Annotated in this window: 19 protein-coding genes and 1 pseudogene; 11 read left to right on the forward strand and 9 right to left on the reverse strand. The window is 68.8% G+C overall.

The genetic code is table 11. From position 1 onward, the window contains the following. Nucleotides 1-22: 22 nt before the first annotated feature. From ACWEWT_RS26505 to ACWEWT_RS26535, 7 genes are all read left to right on the forward strand, one after another. Nucleotides 23-856, forward strand: a complete 834-nt coding sequence (locus ACWEWT_RS26505) for an HpcH/HpaI aldolase/citrate lyase family protein (RefSeq protein ID WP_452562909.1) — start codon at nucleotides 23-25, stop codon at nucleotides 854-856. Between the two features lie 445 nt (nucleotides 857-1,301). After that, entirely contained in the window at nucleotides 1,302-3,248 is a 1,947-nt protein-coding gene (locus tag ACWEWT_RS26510; RefSeq protein WP_452562910.1) for an acetoacetate--CoA ligase, read from the forward strand. Between the two features lie 266 nt (nucleotides 3,249-3,514). Then, a complete protein-coding gene (locus ACWEWT_RS26515) occupies nucleotides 3,515-4,555 on the forward strand; it encodes an NAD(P)-dependent alcohol dehydrogenase (RefSeq protein ID WP_452562911.1) in 1,041 nt (346 codons plus the stop codon). A gap of 147 nt (nucleotides 4,556-4,702) precedes the next feature. Continuing rightward, nucleotides 4,703-5,500, forward strand: coding sequence for a mycofactocin-coupled SDR family oxidoreductase (locus ACWEWT_RS26520; RefSeq protein ID WP_452562989.1), 798 nt, complete (start codon nucleotides 4,703-4,705; stop codon nucleotides 5,498-5,500). 1 nt (nucleotide 5,501) lies between these two features. Further along, nucleotides 5,502-6,329, forward strand: a complete 828-nt coding sequence (locus ACWEWT_RS26525) for a mycofactocin-coupled SDR family oxidoreductase (RefSeq protein ID WP_452562912.1) — start codon at nucleotides 5,502-5,504, stop codon at nucleotides 6,327-6,329. Between the two features lie 142 nt (nucleotides 6,330-6,471). Further along, nucleotides 6,472-7,710 (forward strand): methyltransferase domain-containing protein, encoded by a 1,239-nt coding sequence (locus ACWEWT_RS26530; protein ID WP_452562913.1) that lies wholly within the window; start codon nucleotides 6,472-6,474, stop codon nucleotides 7,708-7,710. Next, nucleotides 7,707-8,156 (forward strand): thioesterase family protein, encoded by a 450-nt coding sequence (locus ACWEWT_RS26535; protein ID WP_452562914.1) that lies wholly within the window; start codon nucleotides 7,707-7,709, stop codon nucleotides 8,154-8,156. The genes ACWEWT_RS26530 and ACWEWT_RS26535 overlap by 4 nt, the downstream gene beginning before the upstream one ends. Nucleotides 8,157-8,226: 70 nt before the next feature. On the opposite strand, the gene ACWEWT_RS26540 is transcribed toward ACWEWT_RS26535, so the two are convergent. The 5 genes from ACWEWT_RS26540 to ACWEWT_RS26560 form a co-directional block, all read right to left on the reverse strand. Further along, entirely contained in the window at nucleotides 8,227-9,090 is an 864-nt protein-coding gene (locus tag ACWEWT_RS26540; protein ID WP_452562916.1) for an alpha/beta fold hydrolase, read from the reverse strand. A 96-nt stretch (nucleotides 9,091-9,186) separates the two neighbouring features. Further along, entirely contained in the window at nucleotides 9,187-9,444 is a 258-nt protein-coding gene (locus tag ACWEWT_RS26545; RefSeq protein WP_452562917.1) for a hypothetical protein, read from the reverse strand. A 2-nt stretch (nucleotides 9,445-9,446) separates the two neighbouring features. Next, nucleotides 9,447-11,111, reverse strand: coding sequence for an FAD-dependent oxidoreductase (locus ACWEWT_RS26550; protein ID WP_452562918.1), 1,665 nt, complete (start codon nucleotides 11,109-11,111; stop codon nucleotides 9,447-9,449). 29 nt (nucleotides 11,112-11,140) lie between these two features. Beyond that, nucleotides 11,141-11,512, reverse strand: a complete 372-nt coding sequence (locus ACWEWT_RS26555; RefSeq protein ID WP_452562920.1) for a nuclear transport factor 2 family protein — start codon at nucleotides 11,510-11,512, stop codon at nucleotides 11,141-11,143. Nucleotides 11,513-11,568: 56 nt separating this feature from the next. Next, on the reverse strand, nucleotides 11,569-13,104 hold the full coding sequence (locus ACWEWT_RS26560; RefSeq protein WP_452562922.1) for an FAD-binding protein: 1,536 nt from the start codon (nucleotides 13,102-13,104) through the stop codon (nucleotides 11,569-11,571). A 206-nt stretch (nucleotides 13,105-13,310) separates the two neighbouring features. Between ACWEWT_RS26560 and ACWEWT_RS26565 the strand changes: the two genes are divergently transcribed. Further along, nucleotides 13,311-14,933 (forward strand): flavin-containing monooxygenase, encoded by a 1,623-nt coding sequence (locus tag ACWEWT_RS26565; protein ID WP_452562924.1) that lies wholly within the window; start codon nucleotides 13,311-13,313, stop codon nucleotides 14,931-14,933. A gap of 82 nt (nucleotides 14,934-15,015) precedes the next feature. Next, complete coding sequence (locus ACWEWT_RS26570; RefSeq protein WP_452562925.1) at nucleotides 15,016-15,699, forward strand: PadR family transcriptional regulator; 684 nt, start codon at nucleotides 15,016-15,018, stop codon at nucleotides 15,697-15,699. Between the two features lie 79 nt (nucleotides 15,700-15,778). Here ACWEWT_RS26570 and ACWEWT_RS26575 read toward each other — a convergent pair. Next, nucleotides 15,779-15,913, reverse strand: a pseudogene (locus tag ACWEWT_RS26575) (Dabb family protein); the annotation flags it as partial. A gap of 118 nt (nucleotides 15,914-16,031) precedes the next feature. On the opposite strand from ACWEWT_RS26575, the gene ACWEWT_RS26580 reads away from it, so the two are divergent. Both ACWEWT_RS26580 and ACWEWT_RS26585 read left to right on the forward strand, forming a co-directional pair. Next, complete coding sequence (locus tag ACWEWT_RS26580) at nucleotides 16,032-16,988, forward strand: alpha/beta hydrolase (protein ID WP_452562926.1); 957 nt, start codon at nucleotides 16,032-16,034, stop codon at nucleotides 16,986-16,988. A 252-nt stretch (nucleotides 16,989-17,240) separates the two neighbouring features. Next, entirely contained in the window at nucleotides 17,241-18,032 is a 792-nt protein-coding gene (locus ACWEWT_RS26585; RefSeq protein WP_452562927.1) for an SDR family NAD(P)-dependent oxidoreductase, read from the forward strand. A 45-nt stretch (nucleotides 18,033-18,077) separates the two neighbouring features. Here the strand turns inward: ACWEWT_RS26585 and ACWEWT_RS26590 are convergent, their stop codons facing one another. The 3 genes from ACWEWT_RS26590 to ACWEWT_RS26600 all read right to left on the reverse strand — a co-directional run bounded on the left by ACWEWT_RS26590 (nucleotide 18,078) and on the right by ACWEWT_RS26600 (nucleotide 21,216). Further along, a complete protein-coding gene (locus tag ACWEWT_RS26590; RefSeq protein WP_452562928.1) occupies nucleotides 18,078-18,917 on the reverse strand; it encodes an IclR family transcriptional regulator in 840 nt (279 codons plus the stop codon). Between the two features lie 183 nt (nucleotides 18,918-19,100). Continuing rightward, nucleotides 19,101-20,006, reverse strand: a complete 906-nt coding sequence (gene bphC, locus ACWEWT_RS26595; RefSeq protein WP_452562930.1) for a biphenyl-2,3-diol 1,2-dioxygenase — start codon at nucleotides 20,004-20,006, stop codon at nucleotides 19,101-19,103. Nucleotides 20,007-20,037: 31 nt separating this feature from the next. Continuing rightward, nucleotides 20,038-21,216: an acyl-CoA dehydrogenase family protein gene (locus ACWEWT_RS26600; RefSeq protein WP_452562932.1), complete on the reverse strand. Its 1,179-nt coding sequence runs from the start codon at nucleotides 21,214-21,216 to the stop codon at nucleotides 20,038-20,040. Between the last annotated feature and the right edge of the window lie 50 nt (nucleotides 21,217-21,266).

The following is a 21,266-nucleotide window of genomic DNA, read 5'->3' on the forward strand; positions in this document are numbered from 1 at the left end:
GCGAACGGGGAAGGTACGACCGGTGAACACTCAGCCCAGCACCGACGCCGCCTGGCAATCCCCCGGACCGGCGTGGCTGTTCTGCCCCGCCGACCGCCCGGAGCGCTACCGCAAGGCCGCCGCGGCCGCCGATGTGGTGATCCTCGATCTCGAGGACGGCGTGGCCCCGGCCGATAAACCCGCCGCCCGCACTGCCCTCGTGGACACTCCGCTCGACCCCGCGACCACCGTGGTCCGGGTCAATCCGGTGGGCACCCCCGACCACGAACCGGACCTGGAAGCCCTGCGCCGCACCGGCTACCGCCTGGTCATGCTGCCCAAGACCGAGTCCATCCATCAGGTCACCGGATTGTCCGGGTACCAGGTGCTCGCGCTGATCGAGACGCCGCTGGGTGCCCTGGAGATCCAGCAGATCGCCACGGCCGCCAATACCCGCGGTGTGATGTGCGGAGTGGAGGATCTGGTGGCCGCCATGGGCGGCACCGGCACCCGCCGGTCCGACGGCAGCTATCGCGATGTGGCACTGCATCTGCGCAGCACCGGTCTGCTGGCCGCCAAGGCACACCAGCGACTCGCCCTGGACATGGTGTACCTGAACATCCGCGACCTCGACGGCCTGCGTGCCGAGGCCGAGGACGCGGTGGCGGTCGGTTTCGATATCAAGGTCGCCATCCATCCCGCCCAGATCCCGGTCATCCGCGCCGCCTACGCCCCCTCCCCCGCGGAACTCGACTGGGCGCGGGGCGTATTGACCGCGGCTCCGAACCACCGCGGAGTCTTCACCTACGAGGGCAAGATGGTGGATGCCCCCCTGCTGCGTCACGCCGAACAACTCCTGCAGCGGGCACAAGGGTAGACAACCGCGCAGTCCCCACCGGAAAGTGCGCACCCGGAAACAGTCCGTAGAACAGCGAGCACCGAACACCTACAGTGAAATGAACCCACCAGGCCCGGACACAGCACACCTCCCCTCTGTTCCGGGCTACCCCACATCCGTGACCGGGCCGGCTATCGAACGAAGGAACAAGGTTCGGCACAACCGAACACACGGCTTCGCCCGCACAGACCCGACCCGACCATCGAGCACCCGACACGAACCACACAGATGACCGCACCCCCACCCGCAAACCCCCTCCCCCTTACTCCGAACACTCCACCTCAGTGGGTGGGGCCCGCCCCGGTCCTGGAGCGACAGAGCGAAGGAGCGAAGCGACTGAGCGGCGGAGTGAAGAACCGGGGTTAATAGGGCCCCACCCGCCCCGCCGAAGGCGGGGCAAATAAACACAGAAGGGTTTCTGCCGGTGGAACCACAGTGGGTACCGACCGATCGGGATATCGCCGACGCCAGGGTCACCGATTTCGCCCGCTTCGTCGCCACACGTTCGGGTGTGGATCTGCCCGATTACCGGACGCTGTGGCAGTGGTCGGTGGACAATACGGCCGAGTTCTGGCTGGCAGTCTGGGAGTATTTCGATCTCGGGCCGATCGCCGGTGAGGTGCTGCCGTGTCCCGAGATGCCGGGGACGCGCTGGTTTCCCGGGACCACTGTGAACTATGTGGATCGGGTGGTCGCCCGGGCACGCACCGATCGTCCGGCGATTCTGCAGGCCACCGAGGGCAGCCGAGAGATCGTCGAAACTTCGTGGGCGGAGTTGACGGCCCGGGTGGCGGCTTTCGCCCGGACCCTGCGCGGGCTCGGTGTCCGGCCCGGTGACCGAGTGGTCGGCTATCTGCCCGATATCACCGAAACAGTCGTGGCGTTCCTGGGTACCGCGGCGATCGGCGCGGTCTGGAGCGCCTGCGGGCAGGACTATACGGCCAAGGCGGCGCTGGATCGGCTGGGCCAGTTGGAGCCCGTGGTCCTGGTGACCGCCGACGGGTATCGGTACGGCGGGAAGGTGCACGACAAGAGCGCGGATATCGCCGCGTTGCGCGCCGGTCTGGACACGGTCCGCGCCACGGTGGTGGTGTCGCGACTGGGTGTCGAGATCCCCGGCAGCACACCGTGGTCGGTCGCGACCGACCCGGCCGGTGGCGATCCGCTCCCGGAAACCGAGACCCTCGATTTCGCGCATCCGCTGTGGATCGTCTTCTCCTCCGGCACCACCGGCCTGCCCAAAGGGATCGTGCACGGGCACGGCGGCGTACTGCTCGAACATCTCAAAGCCATTGTCCTACAGTCGGATATCGGTCCCCAGGATACGTTCTTCTGGTACACCAGCCCGAGCTGGATGATGTGGAACTTCCAGGTGGCCGGTCTGCTCGCCGGGGCGACCATCGTCTGTTACGACGGCAGCCCCGCCCACCCCGAGCCGGATACGCTCTGGGAGATCACCGCCCGCACCCACGCCACGGTGCTCGGTACCAGCCCGGGCTATGTGCTGGGCTGTATGAAGGCGGGCGCGGTACCGCGGACCGAACACGATCTGTCGGCCCTGCGGCTCATCGGGATCACCGGTTCCGCGCTGCCCGCGGCGTCCGCGCTGTGGCTGCGCGACAATGCCGGGAACGTCCCGGTCGCCTCCATCAGCGGTGGTACCGATGTCGTTTCGGCGTTCGCCGGTGGGGTGCGCACCGTACCGGTCTGGCCGGGCGAATTGTCGGCGCCCTATCTGGGTGTCGCCCTGGACGCCTACGACGAGGTCGGGCAGCCGGTCCGCGGCGAGGTGGGCGAACTGGTCGTCACCACCCCCATGCCGTCGATGCCGATCTATTTCTGGCGCGACCCCGACGGCGCTCGCTACCACGACGCCTACTTCGACACCTATCCCGGCGTGTGGCGACACGGCGACTGGATCACGCTGACCGGCCGCGGCAGCGTGGTGGTGCACGGCCGTTCGGATTCCACGCTGAACCGGCACGGGATCCGTATGGGCAGTGCCGATATCTATCAGGCGGTCGAGCGGCTGCCGGAGGTGGCCGAGGCCCTGATCATCGGCGCCGAACAACCCGACGGCGGGTACTGGATGCCGCTGTTCGTCGTGCCGGTTCCCGGCGCCGAACTGACCGATGAACTGCGCGGCCGGATCAACGAGGTGATCCGCACCGAGGTGTCACCGCGGCACGTCCCGGACGAGATAATCCTCGCCCCGGCGGTACCGCACACCCGTACCGGTAAAAAGCTCGAGGTTCCGATCAAACGCCTGTTCCAGGGCGCCGACCCGGCGCGCGTGGTCGAACGCAGCGCCGTCGACGACCCGGCCCTGCTCGACTGGTACACCGGTATCCGCCCACCGGGCCGGCGCTGACCGGCCCCGGCCCGGGACTTCCGGCCGGACTCCGCACCACTGCCCGTAACCGGCCGGTTCGGCCGTTCCACAACGCCGGCCTGCTCCTGGAAGCTCCGACCCACCCGGAACACCTGGCGCTCATATCGCGGCCGTGCTCGACCGGGCGCGTGGAAGCCCCCGGTTCGGCGCGGCCCGGCTAGCCTGGTCGCAGTTGCTGTACCCGCACGTTCGCTGCCGTTCCACCAGTACGCACCCAGTCGCTCGGCTCGGAGAGGACAGGCGCTATGAAGGCATTGCAATACGTGACAGTCGGGGCCGAACCCGAGGTCCGCGAGATCCCCACCCCCGAACCCGGTCCCGGCGAGGTCCTGCTCCGGGTGACTGCGGCGGGGGTCTGCCATTCCGACGATTTCGTCATGAACAACCCGCCGGAACAGTTCGGTATCGAGCTGCCCCTGACCCTCGGGCACGAGGGTGCCGGGCAGGTCGCCGCGCTCGGCGAAGGGGTGCGCGGAATCGATATCGGCACGAATGTCGTCGTCTACGGCCCCTGGGGCTGCGGGAACTGCTGGTTCTGCGCACAGGGTCTGGAGAACTATTGTTCCCGGGCCGCCGAGCTGGGCATCATGCCGCCCGGCCTGGGCTCACCGGGTGCCATCGCCGAATACCTGATCGTCGATTCACCGCGCCACCTGGTGCCCATCGGCGATCTCGACCCGGTGGCGACCGTACCGCTCACCGATGCCGGCTTGACCCCCTATCACGCCATCAAACGTTCCCTGGACAAGCTCCGCCCGGGTTCGTGGACGGTGGTGATCGGTAGCGGCGGTCTCGGTCATGTGGCCATCCAACTGCTGCGGTATCTGTCCTCCACCCGCGTCGTCGCCTTGGACGTCAACGACGAGAAACTCGATTTCGCCAGGTCGGTGGGGGCGCACGAGGCCGTGCTCTCCGACGAGCACGCCGCCGCGAACGTCCGGAAGATCACCGGACCGGGCGGGGCGAGCCTGGTACTGGATTTCGTGGGTTACCAGCCGACCATCGATACCGCCATGGCGGTGGCCGGAGTGGATTCCGATGTGACCATCGTCGGTATCGGCGACGGAAAATCCGCCGCGCGGGTCGGGTTCGGGGTGAGCCCGTACGAGGCGGCCGCGACTTCACCGTACTGGGGCGCCCGCGCCGAACTGATCGAACTCATCGATCTCGCGCATGCCGGGGTCCTCGATATCGCGACCGAACGGTTCAGCCTGGACGACGGCCCCGAGGCGTACCGCCGGCTCGCCGCCGGAACACTACGCGGCCGGGCGGTCATCGTCCCCTAAGCCGCGGCGGACCTGCTCGACGAGGCCGTTCCCGCCCAGCGGGAGCGGCCTCGGTCACGGTCCGGTGACCGGGAGGAGCGGGGCCGCGGGAAATCCGGCGGACCTACCGTCGCCGGCATGGATACGGTATTCGCCGCCGGGCACGCGATGACGCGCTTGCAGAACCGGGTGGCTGTGGTGACCGGGGCGGCCGGCGGGATGGGTCGCGCCCATTGCCGGCGGCTGGCCGAGGAGGGCGCCGATATCATCGCGCTCGACCTCGCGGAGAACGCGGCCGGCCTGGTCGCGGTGGCCGAGGAGGTGGCGGGACTCGGCCGCCGGTGCGTCACCGGTTTCGCCGATGTACGCGATCCGCTGGCGGTCGAGGAAGCCGTCAATTCGGGCGTGATACATCTGGGCCGCCTCGATGTGGTGGTCGCGAACGCCGGGGTGTACGCGGATCTGGCGCCGACCTGGGAACTTTCCGACAATGCCTGGCAGCGCGCCCTCGATATCAATCTGACCGGGGTCTGGCATACCGTCCGGGCGGCCGGGCCGCATCTGGGCGCGGGTGCTTCGATCGTGATCGTCGGTTCCACCAACGGCGTCAAGGGTGGTGCTTCGGCCGCGCACTATTCGGCGAGCAAACACGCCGTGGTCGGCCTGGCCCGGACCCTGGCCAACGAACTCGGCCCGCAGGGGATCCGGGTGAACACCGTGCACCCGGGTTCGGTGGCGACCCCGATGATCCTGAACGACGACGTCTACGCGAAATTACTGCCGGACCTGCCGAATCCGACCCGTGACGATGCGGCCCGGGTCCTCGCGGAACGGACGATCCTGCCGGTGCCCTGGGTGGAGCCGGTGGATATCAGCAATGCCGTGTTGTTCCTCGCGTCCGACGAGTCCCGGTACGTCACCGGGATCCAGCTCGTCGTGGACGCCGGACTTACTCAGAAGGTGTGAGATGGGACGGGTTTCGGGCAAGGTAGCGCTGGTCACCGGCGCGGCACGGGGAATCGGCCGGGCACAGGCGATCCGGCTGGCCGAGGAGGGCGCCGATATCGTGGCGCTCGATCTCTGCGGACCGGTGGAGACCGTCGTCGTCCCACCGGCGACGCCGGCGGATCTCGAGCAGACCGTGCGCGCCGTCGAGCAGACCGGGGCGCGAATCGTGGCCGCCACCGCCGATGTCCGCGACGGTGCGGCGCTGCGGGCGGTGGCCGACCGGGCGGTGGACGAATTCGGCGGCCTGGATGTGGTGTGCGCGACGGCCGGGATCACTTCCAGCGCGCCCGGTCTGCAACTCACCGAAGAGCAGTGGCGGACGATGCTGGATATCAACCTGACCGGCGTCTGGCAGACCTGCAAGGCGACAGCGCCGCATCTCGTCGCGCGCGGCAGCGGGTCGATGATCCTCACCAGTTCGATCGCGGGCCTGCGCGGTTTGGTCGGGGTGGCCCACTATACGGCCGCCAAACACGGTGTGGTCGGGTTGATGCGGTCGCTGGCCCAGGAACTGGCGCCGCACGGAATCCGGGTGAACTCGGTGCACCCCACCAATGTGGACACCCCGATGATCCAGAACGATATGGTCCGCCGATCGTTCCGGCCGGATCGGGAGAACCCCACCCGCGAGGAGTTCGCGGAAGCCGCGAAAACCATGAACCTGCTGCCGATCCCCTGGGTGGAACCGGTCGATATCGCGAACGCGTCGCTGTTCCTGGCTTCGGAGGAGGCCCGCTACATCACCGCGATCACCCTCCCGGTCGACGCCGGCAGCACCCAGCGCTAGCGGAACCGAGCCGCCGGCGGCAGGCCGCGTGTCACCGCTTCCCGCGCGAATCGCTCGATATATCCGTGGTGGGTGCCGGTTCCGTTCCGCGCGCCCGCGATCGGAGACCGAAGGTACATTAGCGCTAATGTAATATGGGTTCATGATCGTGCGACCTCCACCCGGGCTCGGCGAGCTGCTCCGATATGTCGGTGAACTGATCGACCGGGGCGCCGGGGAGGTGTACGAGTCGCTGGGCATGTCGTATCGGCCGCGGTACACGCCGGTCCTCCGGGCCATGAACGCGGGCGCGGAGACCGTCACCGGCATCACCTCCCTGACCCAGGTGACCCAAGGCGCGGTCAGCCAGGCTGTCGGCCAGATGGTGGCCGACGGACTGGTCGTCCGCGAGCAACTCCCGGACGGACGCAAGAGCGGTATCCGGCTCACCGCCGCGGGCCGGGAACTGGTCGAGGCGTTGACACCGCACTGGGCGGCGACCTTCGCCGCGGTGATCGAGCTGGAACGCGATACCGGATTCCCGATCCGGCGGGTCCTCACCGATACCGCGACCGCGCTGGAGAGCGAGGGTTTCGCGGCCAGGATCCACGCGGCCGGGCACCGCGACAGCGCGCAGACCGCACCGGGTGACGCGGCGACGACCGTGGCGAACTGGTTCGACCGCGGCGGGCAGGCGTATGCGCGGTTCCGGCCCGAGTATCCGGCGCGGCTGGCGATGTTGCTGGCCGCACTGGCACCGGCCACCGACCTCGCCGTCGATATCGGCTGCGGCAGCGGTCAGCTGACCACCCGGCTCGCCTCCTTCTTCGATGCCGTGATCGGTATCGATCCCAGTGCCGATCAGATCGCGCACGCCCGGCGCCGGGAACGGGTCCGCTACCTGCGGGCCCCGGCCGAGGACCTCCCGGTCCCGGACCGGAGCGCGTCGCTGATCACCGCCGCTCAGGCCGCGCACTGGTTCGACCGGCCGGCCTTCTACGCCGAGGCCCGCCGGATCGCGGCCCCGGAAGCGGTGCTCGCGTTGATCAGCTACGGGGTGATGCGCCCGGATCCCGATCTGGCGCCGCGATTCGACCGCTTCTACCGCAGCGAGATCGGACCCTACTGGCCGCCGGAGCGCGCGCTCGTCGACACCGGATACGCCGAGATCGATTTCCCGTTCGACGAATACCCGGCACCGCCCATGCGGATCGAGAAGAACTGGACCCTGCCCGACATGCTGGGCTATATCTCGACCTGGTCGGCGGTCCGGCGCGCCGGAGACGCCGGCGATACCGCGGTCCTGCACTCGTTCGCCGCCGAAATGACCGAACTGTGGGGCGATCCCACGACAACCCGACAGGTCAGCTGGCCTGTCGTCATGCGATTGGGGATCCTGTGAGCACACCACAACCTGTCATCCCGCCCGTCGGTCTCACCTATCGCGAGACCATGGTCGTCACCGCCCGCCACACCGTGCCCCATGTGGACCCCGACTGGCCGGGTTTCGCCGATATGCCACCGGTGTTCGCGACAGCCATGATGATCGGATTCATCGAACAGACCTGCATCACCGCACTGCGGCCCTACCTGCCCGGTCACCAGCGCACCGTCGGCACCCACGTCGATATCGGCCATACCGCGGCGACCCCGGAGGGCAGGACCGTCACCGCCACCGTCACCCTGGTCGAGGCAGCCGGCCGCAGCCTTCGCTTCGAGGTCTCCTGTCACGACGAATCCGGACCGATCGGCGCGGGATCCCACCGGCGAGCCGTCGTGGACTCCGACGCCTTCATCGCACGCCTGGCCGAAAGAAAGCTGCCCGGCGGATATTCCACGACACGGTGAAGCACACGGTTCGGGGTCGCGACGCGCGAATCGATATCGTCGGCGCGCGTCGCGGCGCCGGGCCGGGACTTCAGTCCTTGCGGGTCAGGAAGGCCATGACCGCGGATTCGAAGGCGGCCTTCTGCTCGATCATGGCCCAGTGGCCGCAATCGGGGAACACGTGTAGTTCGGCGCGCGGGATGGTGCGCATCGGCAGCAGGGCCATATCGAGCGGGCTGACCCGGTCGTCCCGGCCCCAGGTCACCAGCGTCGGCGCCTTCACCCGGTGCAGCATCGCCCAGGGCGGCGGCGCGTCCGCGGCGTCCATGGCGCGCACCATCGCCGTGAACGCGGCCCGGCTGTACATGCGGCGGGCGCTGTCCAGCGTGGCCGGGTCGGTGGCCTGGGTCCAGCGTTCCTCGATCATCTCCTCGGTGACCAGCGCCGGGTCGTAGACCATCGAGTGCAACCAGGCGATCAGATGTTCCCGGGTGGGGTTCTCGGTGAACTCCTGGAGCAGCCGGATCCCCTCGCCCGGACCGGGGCTGAAGAGATTCTTGCCGATACCGCCGATGGTCACGATCTTGCCGACCCGGTCGGGATGGGCGATCGCGTAGTTCAGCGCGACCCCACCGCCCATGGAGTTGCCCACGATATCGACCCGGTCGAGGCCGAGCGCGTCGACGAACCGGACCACCGAGTCCAGGGCGGTGATCATCGGGTGGCCACCGAAATCGTCGCTGACGCCGAACCCGGGGAATTCCAGGATCAGGGTGCGGAACCGTTCGGCGAAGAAATCGAGATTGCCGCGGAAATTACGCCAGCCGGTGACTCCCGGTCCGGAACCGTGCAACAGCAGCAGTGGTGTTCCCGAGCCTGCCTCGTAATAGCGCAGCACCCCGGCGTCGGTACGTATTTCCCGCAACTCGTGCTCGGCAATGGAATCCGATGCCATCGTCAACCTCCCTCTCGGCGTACTTCTCCCGATCACGCTGCCAGTTGCGCGGCGACCGCTCACCCGGTGTTCCCGGTGAGCGGTCGTCGCGCCGATTCAGCCGAGCCGGCCCGGCACGGGCTCGCGGCGGTGTTCGTCGGTGGGCAGCGCACCGTCGGCGACGGCCCGCTCGATCGAATCGCGCAGCGCCGGGCAGGTCGGAATCCATTTGCTGGGCTCGCCCAGGGCCGCCCGGCGGGCGAATTCGGGACAGGCGGATTCGGCGTCGTCGAGCCATTGCACGCTGGTGTGGCTGGGGCTGAACTTCTCCACCAGCACTCGGTTACCGCAGTTGGCGCACTGTACGGGCTGCACGGTCACTCCTTCGTCGCGGCGTGGCGGGCGGCGATATAGCCGAACACCATCGCGGGGCCGATGGTGGCGCCCGCGCCCGCGTAGTCGTTGCCCATGACCGCGGCCGAGGTGTTGCCGACGGCGTACAGGCCGTCGATCACCGAACCGTCGGCACGCAGTACCTGGGCCTTCTCGTTGTACACCAGACCGCCCTTGGTGCCCAGGTCCCCGATGCGGATCCGCAATGCGTAGAACGGGCCGTGGTCGAGGAAGTCGAGGGTGGGGTGCGGCAGGCTCGGGTCGCCGTAGTAGTTGTCGTAGGCGCTTTCCCCGCGCGCGAACTCGGTATCCCGGCCGCCCCGGACGGATTCGTTGTACCGGCGCACGGTCGCTTCGAATACCGCCGCGGGAACCCCGATCGCGTCGGCGAGTCCACCGATGGTGGCCGCGCTGCGCACCAGTCCGGCGGAGAGCCAGTCGGCCGGGAACTTCTGGCCGGGCAGCAGGCCGCCGATCGGGTAGCGGCTCTTGGCCTTCCCGTCGAACACCAGCCAGGCCGGATCGTGGCCACCGGCCAGCTGCGCGTGGACGAACGTGACATAGGGTGCGGCTTCGTTGGTGAACCGGACACCGGAGCCGTCGACGATGATCGACCGCGGGATCGACCGTTCCGACACCAGGACCTGATTGATCCCGTCGGGCCGCTGGAACGAGGGCATCCACCAGGCGTCGTCCATCAGATCCACCGCGGCGCCGGCCCGTTCGCCCGCCGTGATCCCGTCACCGGTGTTGTCGGCGGAGGCGGCGCTGAAATTATCGCGGCCCCCGGCGGGCAGATACTGTTCGCGCAGGGCCTGGTTGTACTCGAAACCGCCGGTCGCGAGCAGTACTCCGGCGCGGGCCCGGATACGTATCTCGCGGCCGTCCCGTTCGGCCACCACGCCCAGCACCGTGCCCGCCTCGTCGGTGATCAGCGAACGCATCGGGGTCTTCAGCCACAGCGGTACTCCGGCGTCACGCAGGGCCAGCCGCAACCGGGCGATCAGGGCGCGGCCGAGCGTATCCATATTCCGCCGCAGCACCACAGCTTTCACCGCGCGCAGACCGGTGAGCAGTGCGGTCCACCGCGCCTTCCAGGTCCGGGTCACCATATTCAGCTGGACGAAATCCTTGGAGGTGATGAACAACCCGGGCGGGGTGGCCAGCGCGGCCGGACGCAGGTACGCCTCCTCGGCGCCGAGCTTCTTCAGATCCACCGGCAGCGGTTCGATCGAACGTCCGGCGGGACGTCCGCCGGGCGCCTCCGGGTGGTAGTCGGAATAGCCGGTGCACCACTGGAAACGCATATGCGGTCCGGTGCTCTCCAGGAAATCGAGCATCGCCGGGCCCTCGTCGATGAACGCGTCGAGATTGGCCGAGGGCACTCGGTCGCCGACCACCGCGTCCAGGTAGGCGCGTACCTCGGCGCGAGAATCACCCAGCCCCTCGCGCAGCAGCACCGGGTTGTTCGGTACCCAGACCCCGCCGCCGGACAGCGCCGTACTGCCGCCGTAGTAGGCGGCCTTCTCGATGACCAGGGTGTCGGAGCCCCGATCGGCGGCGGCCAGCGCGGCGGTCAGACCACCGGCGCCGCTGCCCACGACCAGGAAGTCCACCTCGTGATCCCAGTGCTGTTCGGTAGGGGACACGGATATCTCTTTTCTCGTGGAGCCGGTACTCAGCCGAAGCTGATGTCCGCGGCGGACCAGAACGCGCGCATACTGGTGATCCGCGCGTTCTCGTCGAAGGTCATGACGTCGATGGGCTCGACGGTGATGGTCTGATCACCGGTTTCGGTGACCACCCGGAAACCGAACGCGGCATTGTCACCGCTCACCCGGAGGCTGAGCAGTTCGGTACTGCGGCGCGCGGATTCGAGGCTTCCGTAGAACTTCTCGATGGCCGCCCGGCCGGTGTGCGACGGGCTGCCCACCGGGTCCTCCAGGGTGGCGTTCTCGTCGTAGAGGGCGGCGATATCGGCCGCCGTTCCGGTGGCGACGGTATCGAGGTAGCGGCGGACGGCCGCGCGGATCTGTTCGGGTTCGGGCATCGGGGTATTCCTGTTCCGGTCGGGGTTCCACGGTGCGACCACCGTGACGAGCGGCGCTAGCGGCCGAGGATGTCGAGTACGGCGAGATGGCCGAACAGCATGGAGGCGCCGATCGGATTGCCGCCGCCGGGGTAGACGGTGCCGCTGACCGCGGCCATGGTGTTACCCGCGGCGTACAGACCGGGAATCGGAGTGCCATCGCGATCGAGTACGCGGGCCGCGGTATCGGTCCGCAATCCGCCCTTGGTGCCCAGGTCGGACAGACCGAACGCGGCGGCGTGGAACGGGCCGCGCTCGATCGGTACCAGCGGCAGCTCGCCCTGGGAGAACGCGCGATCGTAGGCCTCGTCGCCGCGGCCGAAATCGGTATCGGCGCCCGCCGCGACCATCGCGTTGTACCGCTCGACGGTTTCGACGAGGTTCGCGGCCGGTACGCCGATGATCGCCGCCAATTCCGCCAGGGTGTCGGCGGTATGCCACAACCCGGCGGCCACGTACTTCTCGGTTTCGACCATCGATACGTTCGTGGCCTGCACCGGCGGCCGGGCGCCGTCGCGGTCGTCGTAGATCATCCAGTACGGAAGAGTCAGGGTGCCCGCGCGCAGCCGTTCGATCGCCGCCCGGCCGAGCCGGTCGTAGGGCGCGGATTCGTTGACGAACCGCCTACCGTCCTGGTCGACGAAGATCCCGCCGGTGAACCACAGCGCGAACGCCGATCGCCCGTCCGGATGGGTGAGTCCGGGCGACCACCACGCCTGATCCATCAGATCGGTATCGGCGCCGGCGGCGATACCCGCCTGATGCGCCCGGCCCTGGTTTCCGGGCGGTCCCATGGTGTCGCGGGCGGCGCCGGGCACCCCGTAGCGGCCGCGCATCTCCGCGTTGCCCTCGAACCCGCCCGCTGCCAGGACCACTCCACGCCGGGCGCGGATCGCGATGGTCCCGTCGGGCCGTTCGATCCGCGCGCCGAGCACCGCGCCGTCCTCGACGATCAATTCCACCAGCGCGGCGTTCCGGTACAACCGGACCTCCGGGTAGGTCGACAGGGCGCGCAGGAAGCGGCCGATCAGCGCCTGCCCGCCGATCAGGATCTCCGGCGGTGCGGCACCGAGCCGGTCGGTATCGAGCGGGCCGCGCAGATGTTCGCGCAGCTCACCGAGTTCGGCGGCCGGTAACGGTACCGGGACGATATGGCGTTGCCCGTCCAGTCGCGCCTTGGGAGCCGCGCCGAAATAGTCGGGCCAGGGGTACATCTGGAATTCGAAATGCTCGTCGCTCTCCAGGTATTCGACGAGATCACGGCCCCGGCGCACATAGGTTTCCTGGAGTTCGCGCGGTGTACGGTCCCCCACGACCGCGCGGTAGTAGGTGAGTGCGTCGTCGAGGGTGTCGTCGGTTCCGGCGCGCTCGAGCACGGGGTTGCACGGGAACCAGACCCCGCCGCCGCCCGAATACGCGGTGGTCCCACCGAATTTGTCGGTCGCCTCCACCACCGCGACCGACAATCCCTCTCGCGCCGCGGTGTAGGCGCCGGCCAGGCCGCCGCCGGACCCCGCCACCAGCACATCCACTTCGTCGTCGAAGTCCACCACTGCTCCACCGCCTCCTCGCGCTGCCGGCTCCTGCCGAGGCCGACGGTAGGGCCGGTATCCGGCGCGGGCGAACGCTTCTCCCGGTCACCGGGAGAACCGGCGGCCTCCGGTGAATGTGCCGGTCAGCGGGAGAAGGGCGTCCCGGACGCGCGGGTGGTCCCTACCGTCGCAGCAGAGCACCGGACACCCGAGCAGCTGGAGGCACTGTGAACCCCGGAACCCCCTCGTCACCCGGCCGGACCCGCATCGATGTGGCGGTCGTCGGCGCGGGTATCGCGGGCCTGTACGCGCTGCACCGGTTCCGCGGCAGCGGCCTCACGGTGCGGGTGTTCGAGGCCGCCGACGGGGTGGGCGGGGTGTGGTACTGGAACCGCTATCCCGGCGCCCGCTGCGATGTGGAGAGCGTGGACTACTCCTATTCCTTCGACGAGGCGCTCCAGCAGGAATGGGATTGGAGCGAGAAGTACGCGGCACAGCCGGAGATCCTGGCCTACCTCGAACATGTGGCGGATCGCTTCGATCTGCGCCGCGATATCGAATTCGGCACCCGGGTCACCGCTGTCTCGCTGGACGAATCGACGCTGACCTGGCAGGTGGACACCGATACCGGGAGCGCCGTCACGGCCCGGTTCGTGGTGCTGGCCACCGGACCGCTGTCGAACGCCAACACACCGGCCATCGCCGGGCTGGACACCTTCGCCGGGCGGCTGCTGCACACATCGGCGTGGCCGCACGAAGGGGTCGATCTCACCGGGCAGCGGGTCGGCGTGATCGGTACCGGTTCCTCCGGTATCCAGGCGATTCCCGTACTCGCCGAAGAAGCCGCGCGGCTGCACGTATTCCAGCGCAGCGCCAACTACAGCGTTCCCGCCGGGAACACCGCGCTCGACGACGGTATCCGCCGCGACCAGAAGGCGAACTACGCGCACCGGCGACGGCTGTCGATGACCAGCGGCGGCGGATCGCCGCATCGCGCGCATCCGAAGTCGGCGCTGGAGGTGAGCGACGCGGAACGGCACGCCGCCTACGAGCAGCGCTGGCGGCTCGGCGGTGTGCTGTTCAGCAAGACCTTCCCCGATCAGCTGAGCGATCCCGGTGCCAACGACACCGCCCGGCTGTTCTGGGAGGAGAAGATCCGCGCCGAGATAGACGATCCCCGGGTAGCCGAACTGCTCATCCCCCGCGACCATCCCATCGGCACCAAACGCATCTGCACCGATACGAACTACTACCGGACCTACAACCGGGAGAACGTGCAGCTGGTGGACCTGCGCGCGACACCGATCGACCGTATCGACGCGGGCGGGCTGCACACCACGGAGTCGTATTTCCCGCTGGATACGCTGGTGCTGGCCACCGGTTTCGACGCGATGACCGGGTCGGTGTCCAGAATCGAGATCACCGGGCGCGACGGCCGGACGCTGAACGAGACCTGGCGGGAGGGCCCGGCGACCTATCTGGGGCTCGGTATCCCCGGGTTCCCGAATCTGTTCAACCTCACCGGTCCGGGCAGCCCGTCGGTTCTGGCCAATATGGTGCTGCATTCGGAGCTGCACGTGGATTGGGTGGCCGAGGCGATCGGGTTCGTGGGTGCCCGCGGGGCGCGCGCGCTCGAGGCCCGCGCCGACGCGGCCGCGGCCTGGGTCGCCGAATGCGCCGAACGGGCATCCGGGACGCTGATGACCCGGGCGAACTCCTGGTACCTGGGCGCCAACATCCCGGGCAAACCGCGGGTGTTCATGCCGTTCGTGAGCGGTTTCGGGGTGTACGGCCAGATCATCGCCGAGGTCGCGGCGGCCGAGTACAGGGGCTTCGACCTGCTGGACTGAGGGGGCGAATACCCAGCGAGCCCGCCCGCTCAGCGGCAGTCATATGCCGGACCGGAATATGACCACTGATAGCATTCGGCGAATGACGACGAGCGAACCCGACCAGGCGCGGATCAACCTGCCGCCGACCAGCTGGGCGGTGCTCGCCATGCTCTCCTACGAGGAGGAGATCTCCGGGTACGACCTGAAGAAATGGGCCGACTGGAGTATCCGCTACTTCTATTGGAGTCCGTCCTACAGCCAGATCTACTCGGAGCTGAAGAAGCTCGAACGGCACGGATTCGCGCATTCGCGGGTGGACGCGGACAACGCCATGCGCGGCCGGCGCCTGTACCGGATCACTGCGGCCGGACGCGCCGCGGTCACCGCGTGGACCAACAGTTCGCCGGTCGACCCGCCCATGCTGAAACACCATGTGATGCTGCGGGTCATGTTCGGGCACCTGAGTTCACCGGACCGGCTGAAAGAGATCCTGCGCGACCACATCGCCGATGCCGAACGGCTGGAGCGCAGCGCCGCGGTGGATTCCGAAGCTGCGAGATCCGAACCCGGCTGGGCGTATTCGCAGATCGTGCTGAAATGGGCGCAACGCTACTACGCGGCCGAACGCGACCTCGCCCAGCAGCTGATCGACGATATCGACGCGGCCGAGAAAGCTCTGGTCGCGGCCGCACGCGACGACCAGATCGACTACCCGCACCCCACCCCGGGGAGCTGGCGCGAAGTCGAGCGGCGGGTCAAGGAACAGGACCCCGAACGGCGCTGAGACGCGACGGACCTGCCCGTCGGGCGGTCCGGGGCCGACCGCGCCGGGTCCGCGCACCACGGGAGAGCCCGAACCGCGATCAGGCGGCGAGTACCGGCCCGGTACGCGGGCAGAAACTGTGGCAGACACGGTCACGAACTATCGATTCGGGGCATTCCGGGTCGAACCAGCGGTCCACCGGACCCCGGTGCACCGGATGGGGGAGGTAGGCGCCCGGCCGGGACCCGCCCACTCTCCGGGAGACCCGGCGCCGCGGGCGCTTCCGCGGCCCTACGGTGGCCCGACCAGGGATACGCCGGTGCCCACCGGCCACGAGACCGAGGAGGCCGCCGATGGAATCCGGAGCCGTCCGCGACACCGAACCCGAACTGCTTCCCGAGGTGGCCGCGATGCTGGCCACACTGGACAGCGGGTTCCCCGATGTCACCACCCTGCCCGCACCCGCGCTGCGGGCACTGATCCGCGCCCGCCGGGCACCGCTGCAGTGGCTACCGGCCATGCGCGATGTGCACAACCTGAGCATCGCCGGCGCGCGCGGGGCCCTGCCGATCCGGATCTACCGGCCCCGCCACGACGCGTCGGCGCTCCCGGTGGTCGTCTTCGCGCACGGCGGTGGATTCGTGTTCTGCGATCTGGACAGCCACGACGAGTTCTGCCGGTCGATGGCCGAGGGTATCGGCGCGGTGGTGGTATCGGTGGACTACCGGCTCGCTCCCGAGCATCCCGCCCCCGCCGCGCACGAGGATATGTACACCGCGCTCGTCTGGGCGGCCGAGCACGCCGCTGAATACGGCGGCGATCCCGCCGCGCTCGTGGTCGCCGGGGACAGCGCCGGTGGAAACCTCGCCGCCACGGTCGCATTGGCGGCCCGCGATCGGTCCGGCCCCCCGATCGCCGCGCAGCTACTGCTGTATCCGGTGATAGACGACGATTTCGAGACCGAGTCCTACCGGCGCTTCGGCAGCGGTTACTACAACACCGCGGCGGCGATGCGCTGGTACTGGCGGCAGTACGCACCGCACGGCACCGACGACGCCCGCCTGGTGCCGACCCGCGCCGGCACCCTGGCCGGGTTACCGCCCGCGGTGGTGGTCACCGCCGAACTCGACCCACCCTGCGCGTCCGGCGACGCGTACGCCCAACTGCTCACCGAAGCCGGTGTCGCGGTGCGACACCGCCGTTACGACGGGTTGTTCCACGGTTTCCTCACGATTCCGGCTCTCTCGGCCACCCGTACCGCGCGCACCGAGATCTGGGAGATGGTGCGCGCCGTACTTCCGGCCGGATAGCACGGAACACGATCGAACCGACTGCCCGATATCCGCCGGTGGTTCGGTTCGCCTTCTCCTCGCGACCGGTCCGGACTCGAGCGCCCGGGTCGCTCGTGGCCGGTCCCACTGTGGCGGTATCGGATTCCGGCCCCGGCACGAAACCGGCGCCGATACACCGGGCCGGCGGCGACACCACGGCGTAACACCACCCGCCGTGCCGGTCGCCGACAGGGCTGGCGGCCGAGGGCATCCGCGGCCTAGCCTCGCGCCATGACCACCACAGCAGTTGTGACCGGCGCCGGCCGCGGTATCGGTCTGGCCTTCGCCCGCCGCCTCGCCGACGCCGGCCATCTGGTCGTACTCACCGATATCGACGGTGCGGCCGCCCGGCGGTCCGCCGAGGAGATCGGCCGGGGTGCGATCGGACTCCAGCAGGACGTCCGCGAGATCGCCTCCCATCGCGAGATCGCCGAGCAGGCCGCGGCGCTGGGGCAGTTGCGGGTCTGGGTGAACAACGCCGGGGTGCTGTTCGCGGGCGACGCCTGGACCCATCCGGACGAGGAGATCGCCACGATCCTCGACGTCAACGTCCGGGGTGTCGTGGCGGGCTGCGCCGCCGCGATCGCGCGGATGGGGCCGGACGGCGGGGCGGTCCTCAATATCGCGTCCCTGTCGGCACTCACTCCGGTACCGGGCCTCGCGCTCTACGCGGCGACCAAAGCGGCGGTCCTTTCCTATACGACCTCACTCCAAGGCGACCTCCAGCACGCCGGATCACCGATCCGGGTCCGCGCCCTGTGCCCCGATGTGGTGAACACCCACATGGTCACCTCGCGCGCCGCGGACCCCGGCGCCGCCCTGCTGTTCGCCGGGCCGAAACCGATGGACGACGATACGGTCGCGGTCGCCGGCCTGGCGCTGCTGGAGAGCCGTCAGATCTTCCGGGTGATGCCGCGGTGGCGCGGTGCGCTGGTCCGCGGCGTCGATCTGGCGCCCGCGGCCGGCCTGCGGATGGTCGCGCTGATGCGCAGACTCGGGGACCGCCGGCAGGCTCGTAGCTGATTCGTTTCTGCGGATGAACGGCAGCCGCGTACGGCAACGCTGCTGTCATACGTACTGCAACGCCGCCGGGCGGGGCATCGGCACCGAACCGAGTGGCCGGGACTGTTGCAGCGTGGGATGTACCCGGATCCGGCCGTCCTCGACATTGCGCCAGATTCCCAGCGCCGTCATCCGCACCGGGGCCGCCAGGCGGTGATCGAAAGCCATCCGGTCGACCGGTCCGCAGATCGATACCGCCGCCACCGCCTGCCCGATCTCGCCGACCGGCGCCGCCACGCACCCGAATCCGGCCAGCGATTCCTCGCGTTCGAAGGCGATACCGTGCGCGCGGACCTTGGCCAGTTCGGTCCGCAATTGCGCGGCCGTGGCGATGGAATAGCGAGTTCGCGGCCGGACGGGTCCCGCCGCGAACACATCGCCGCGCTTCCCGTCGGCGTAGGCGAGGATGGCTTTACCCACCGCCGTACAGTGCGCGGGCTGACGGCCGCCGACCCGGGTGGGTACCGCGCCCGCGAGCCGGCCGCCGATCTTGTCCAGATACACCACATCGTTGCCGTCGAGGACGGCCAGGTGCACGACATATCCGGTGGTGCGGTGCAGTTCGTGCAGGAACGGCACCGCGGCGCGGTGCAGCCGGTCCTGGTGCACCGCCAGCGAACCGAGCTCCATGAGACGCAGCCCCAATTCGTAATCGCGGCCCTCGCGGCGCAGCCAGCGCAACTGGACGAGCCGCTCCAGGATGCGGTGCGCCGAGGACCTGGGTAGCCCGGTACGGCGCACGATCTGCGCGAGCGTGAGGCGCCCCGGGCCCTCGAACGCGTCGAGAACGAGCGAGACGCGGTCGAGCACAGCGCTCGGCGTGGCGGCGTCGGCCTGGATTGTCATGAGCCCTCCATTGGGTCTACGAAGTCATGCCCCCAACCGGATATGCCGAATAGGCATATTCCTATTAGTACCATCTACCTGTGGTAGCTGTCACACGAATCGCAAAGGTTGGCCGAAAATCACGAACGGCCCCCCGGACCGAGCGAAATGCTCGGTCCGGGGGGCCGTCACCGGCGCGGGGTTCTACATCGCCGCGAGGGGTTCGCTACCGGACCAATCGTGGCCCCAGTAGCTGTCGGCGGTGATCTCCTCCGCCGTGTAGTACTTCTCGTCCACCCGCATCCCCTCGGTCCCGAATTCGATATCCCAGCCGCCGGGCGCGCGCACGTAGAACGACACCATCTTGTCGTTGGTGTGCCGGCCCAGCGTCGAGGAGACCGAGAACCCGTCCTTGGCGACCCGGTCCAGCGCCTGCCCCACCGCGTCCAGCGAATCGACCTCCACCATGATGTGCACGAGGCCGGGCGCACCCCCGTGTGGAGCCGGGCACAGCGCCAGGCTGTGGTGCCGTTCGTTCACACCGAGGAAGCGGATCCGCACCGGCCCGAACTCCGGCGGCGCCGGCACCCGGAAGGCGCCACGCGGCAGGAAGCCGAGCACCTCGGTGTAGAACTCGAACGCGCCGTTGAGGTCCATGGTCGGCAGCACCACATGTCCGAGGCCCTGCGCGCCCGTCACGAACCGGGCGCCGAACGGCGTCACCACCGGGCTGTGGTCGAGCACCGGGCCGTGGAACACCTCCAGCGTGGCGCCGGCGGGATCGGTGAAGGTGATCGCCTCCTCCACCCGGCGGGCGTCGGCGTCGGCCTGCGACAGCGACTCCACCGTGATCCCGGCCTTCGACACCGTCTCACGCACTCGGCGCAGGGCCGCGCCGTCGCGGACCTCCCAGCCGATGCGCACCACCGCGTCGGTCTCGCCGGCGACCACCACGATCCGCGCGGACCGCTCGTCCATCCGCAGGTAGAGGGCGTTCTCGTCGGGTCCCGAACCCTCCGCGAAACCGAGCACTTCGAAGGCGAACTGCCGCCACCGCTGCATATCGGTGGTCTGGATCTGTACGTAGCCGAGGCTTTTGATATCGGTCATCGTTCGTTGTGTCCTTGTCGTTTTCCGGCCGTCAGATCATCGAGCGCAGTTGCTCGGCCGGGTCGAAGCCCATCGAGCTCAGCGCCGCGGCGTGGTACACGGTGCTGGGCACGTGGATGGCGTGATTGAGGCCCGCGTGCGCGTCGCGCCAGTACCGCTGCAGCGGTTTGTCCATCCGCAGCGCGTTACCACCCGACCGCGCGAAGATCTGGTCCACCGCCGTCACCGCGCGCCAGGCGGCCCGCACCTGCGTACGCCGCACGGCCGCCCGCTCGGCGAAATCCACCTCGCCGCCGGATTCGACGATGCCCCAGACACGGTCCACATTGGCGAGCAGTTCCTGGCGTGCCGCGTTGATATCGGCGGCCGCCTCACTGATCGCGAACAGCACGTACGGATCGTCCTTGATCGCCGTGCCCTGAGCGCCCACCCGGCCGCGCTGGTAGTCCAGATGCGCGGCCAGCGCGCCCTCGGCGATCCCGATGACCGCGGAACTGATCCCCAGCGGGAACATCGTCGACCACGGCATCTTGTACAGCGTCTCGGTGACGCCGTACTCGCGCTGCGCGGTGCCGTCGATGACGTGATCACCGTTCATCACCCGGTAGGAGGGCACGAACGCATCGCGCACGACGATATCCTTGGAACCGGTGCCCTTGAGCCCCACCACATTCCACGAATCCTCGACGATCTCGTAATCGGACCGCGGCAGGATCATGTGCAGCATGGTGGGCGGATCGGCGATACCGCCCTGCTCGTCACCGAGCATGGCACCGAGGAAGATCCAGTCGCAGTGATCGGTCCCCGAGCTGAACTGCCAGCGGCCGTTGAAGATATAGCCGCCGTCCACCGGGCGGGCGATACCGGTCGGCGCGTACGGCGACGCCATCCAGGTGTCGTTGTCTTCGCCCCACACCTCTTCCTGCACCTTCGGATCGGCGAAAGCGAGCTGCCACGGATGGACACCGACGATGCCGCAGATCCAGCCGGTTGCCGGATCGAGCGCGGCCGCCGCCATCACCGATTCGGCGAATTCCCGTGGATGCGCTTCGAACCCGCCGTACTTCTTCGGCTGCAGCAGCCGGATCGGACCGGCGGTCTCGAGCAGTTTCGCGGTCGAATCCGGGAGCCGGCCGAGAGCTTCGGCTTCCGCGGATTGTTCGCGTAGTTGATCGGCGATCGCCGCGAGATTGTCGAGGACACTGGTCATGGTGGGGTTCCTTGGGGAGGTCGCGCGCGGTGCTCGCCCGGCGCGGGAAA

Source organism: Nocardia sp. NPDC003963 (assembly GCF_053605105.1).

What these genes read in the sequence shown, in the direction of transcription:
- ACWEWT_RS26530 (WP_452562913.1), top strand. Translation starts at nt 6,472, where the DNA reads ATGATCGTGCGACCTCCACCCGGGCTCGGCGAGCTGCTCCGATATGTC.
- ACWEWT_RS26590 (WP_452562928.1), bottom strand. Translation starts at nt 18,917, where the DNA reads ATGACAATCCAGGCCGACGCCGCCACGCCGAGCGCTGTGCTCGACCGC.
- ACWEWT_RS26555 (WP_452562920.1), bottom strand. Translation starts at nt 11,512, where the DNA reads ATGCCCGAACCCGAACAGATCCGCGCGGCCGTCCGCCGCTACCTCGAT.
- ACWEWT_RS26520 (WP_452562989.1), top strand. Translation starts at nt 4,703, where the DNA reads ATGACGCGCTTGCAGAACCGGGTGGCTGTGGTGACCGGGGCGGCCGGC.
- ACWEWT_RS26585 (WP_452562927.1), top strand. Translation starts at nt 17,241, where the DNA reads ATGACCACCACAGCAGTTGTGACCGGCGCCGGCCGCGGTATCGGTCTG.
- ACWEWT_RS26580 (WP_452562926.1), top strand. Translation starts at nt 16,032, where the DNA reads ATGGAATCCGGAGCCGTCCGCGACACCGAACCCGAACTGCTTCCCGAG.
- ACWEWT_RS26570 (WP_452562925.1), top strand. Translation starts at nt 15,016, where the DNA reads ATGACGACGAGCGAACCCGACCAGGCGCGGATCAACCTGCCGCCGACC.
- ACWEWT_RS26600 (WP_452562932.1), bottom strand. Translation starts at nt 21,216, where the DNA reads ATGACCAGTGTCCTCGACAATCTCGCGGCGATCGCCGATCAACTACGC.
- ACWEWT_RS26525 (WP_452562912.1), top strand. Translation starts at nt 5,502, where the DNA reads ATGGGACGGGTTTCGGGCAAGGTAGCGCTGGTCACCGGCGCGGCACGG.
- bphC (WP_452562930.1), bottom strand. Translation starts at nt 20,006, where the DNA reads ATGACCGATATCAAAAGCCTCGGCTACGTACAGATCCAGACCACCGAT.
- ACWEWT_RS26515 (WP_452562911.1), top strand. Translation starts at nt 3,515, where the DNA reads ATGAAGGCATTGCAATACGTGACAGTCGGGGCCGAACCCGAGGTCCGC.
- ACWEWT_RS26540 (WP_452562916.1), bottom strand. Translation starts at nt 9,090, where the DNA reads ATGGCATCGGATTCCATTGCCGAGCACGAGTTGCGGGAAATACGTACC.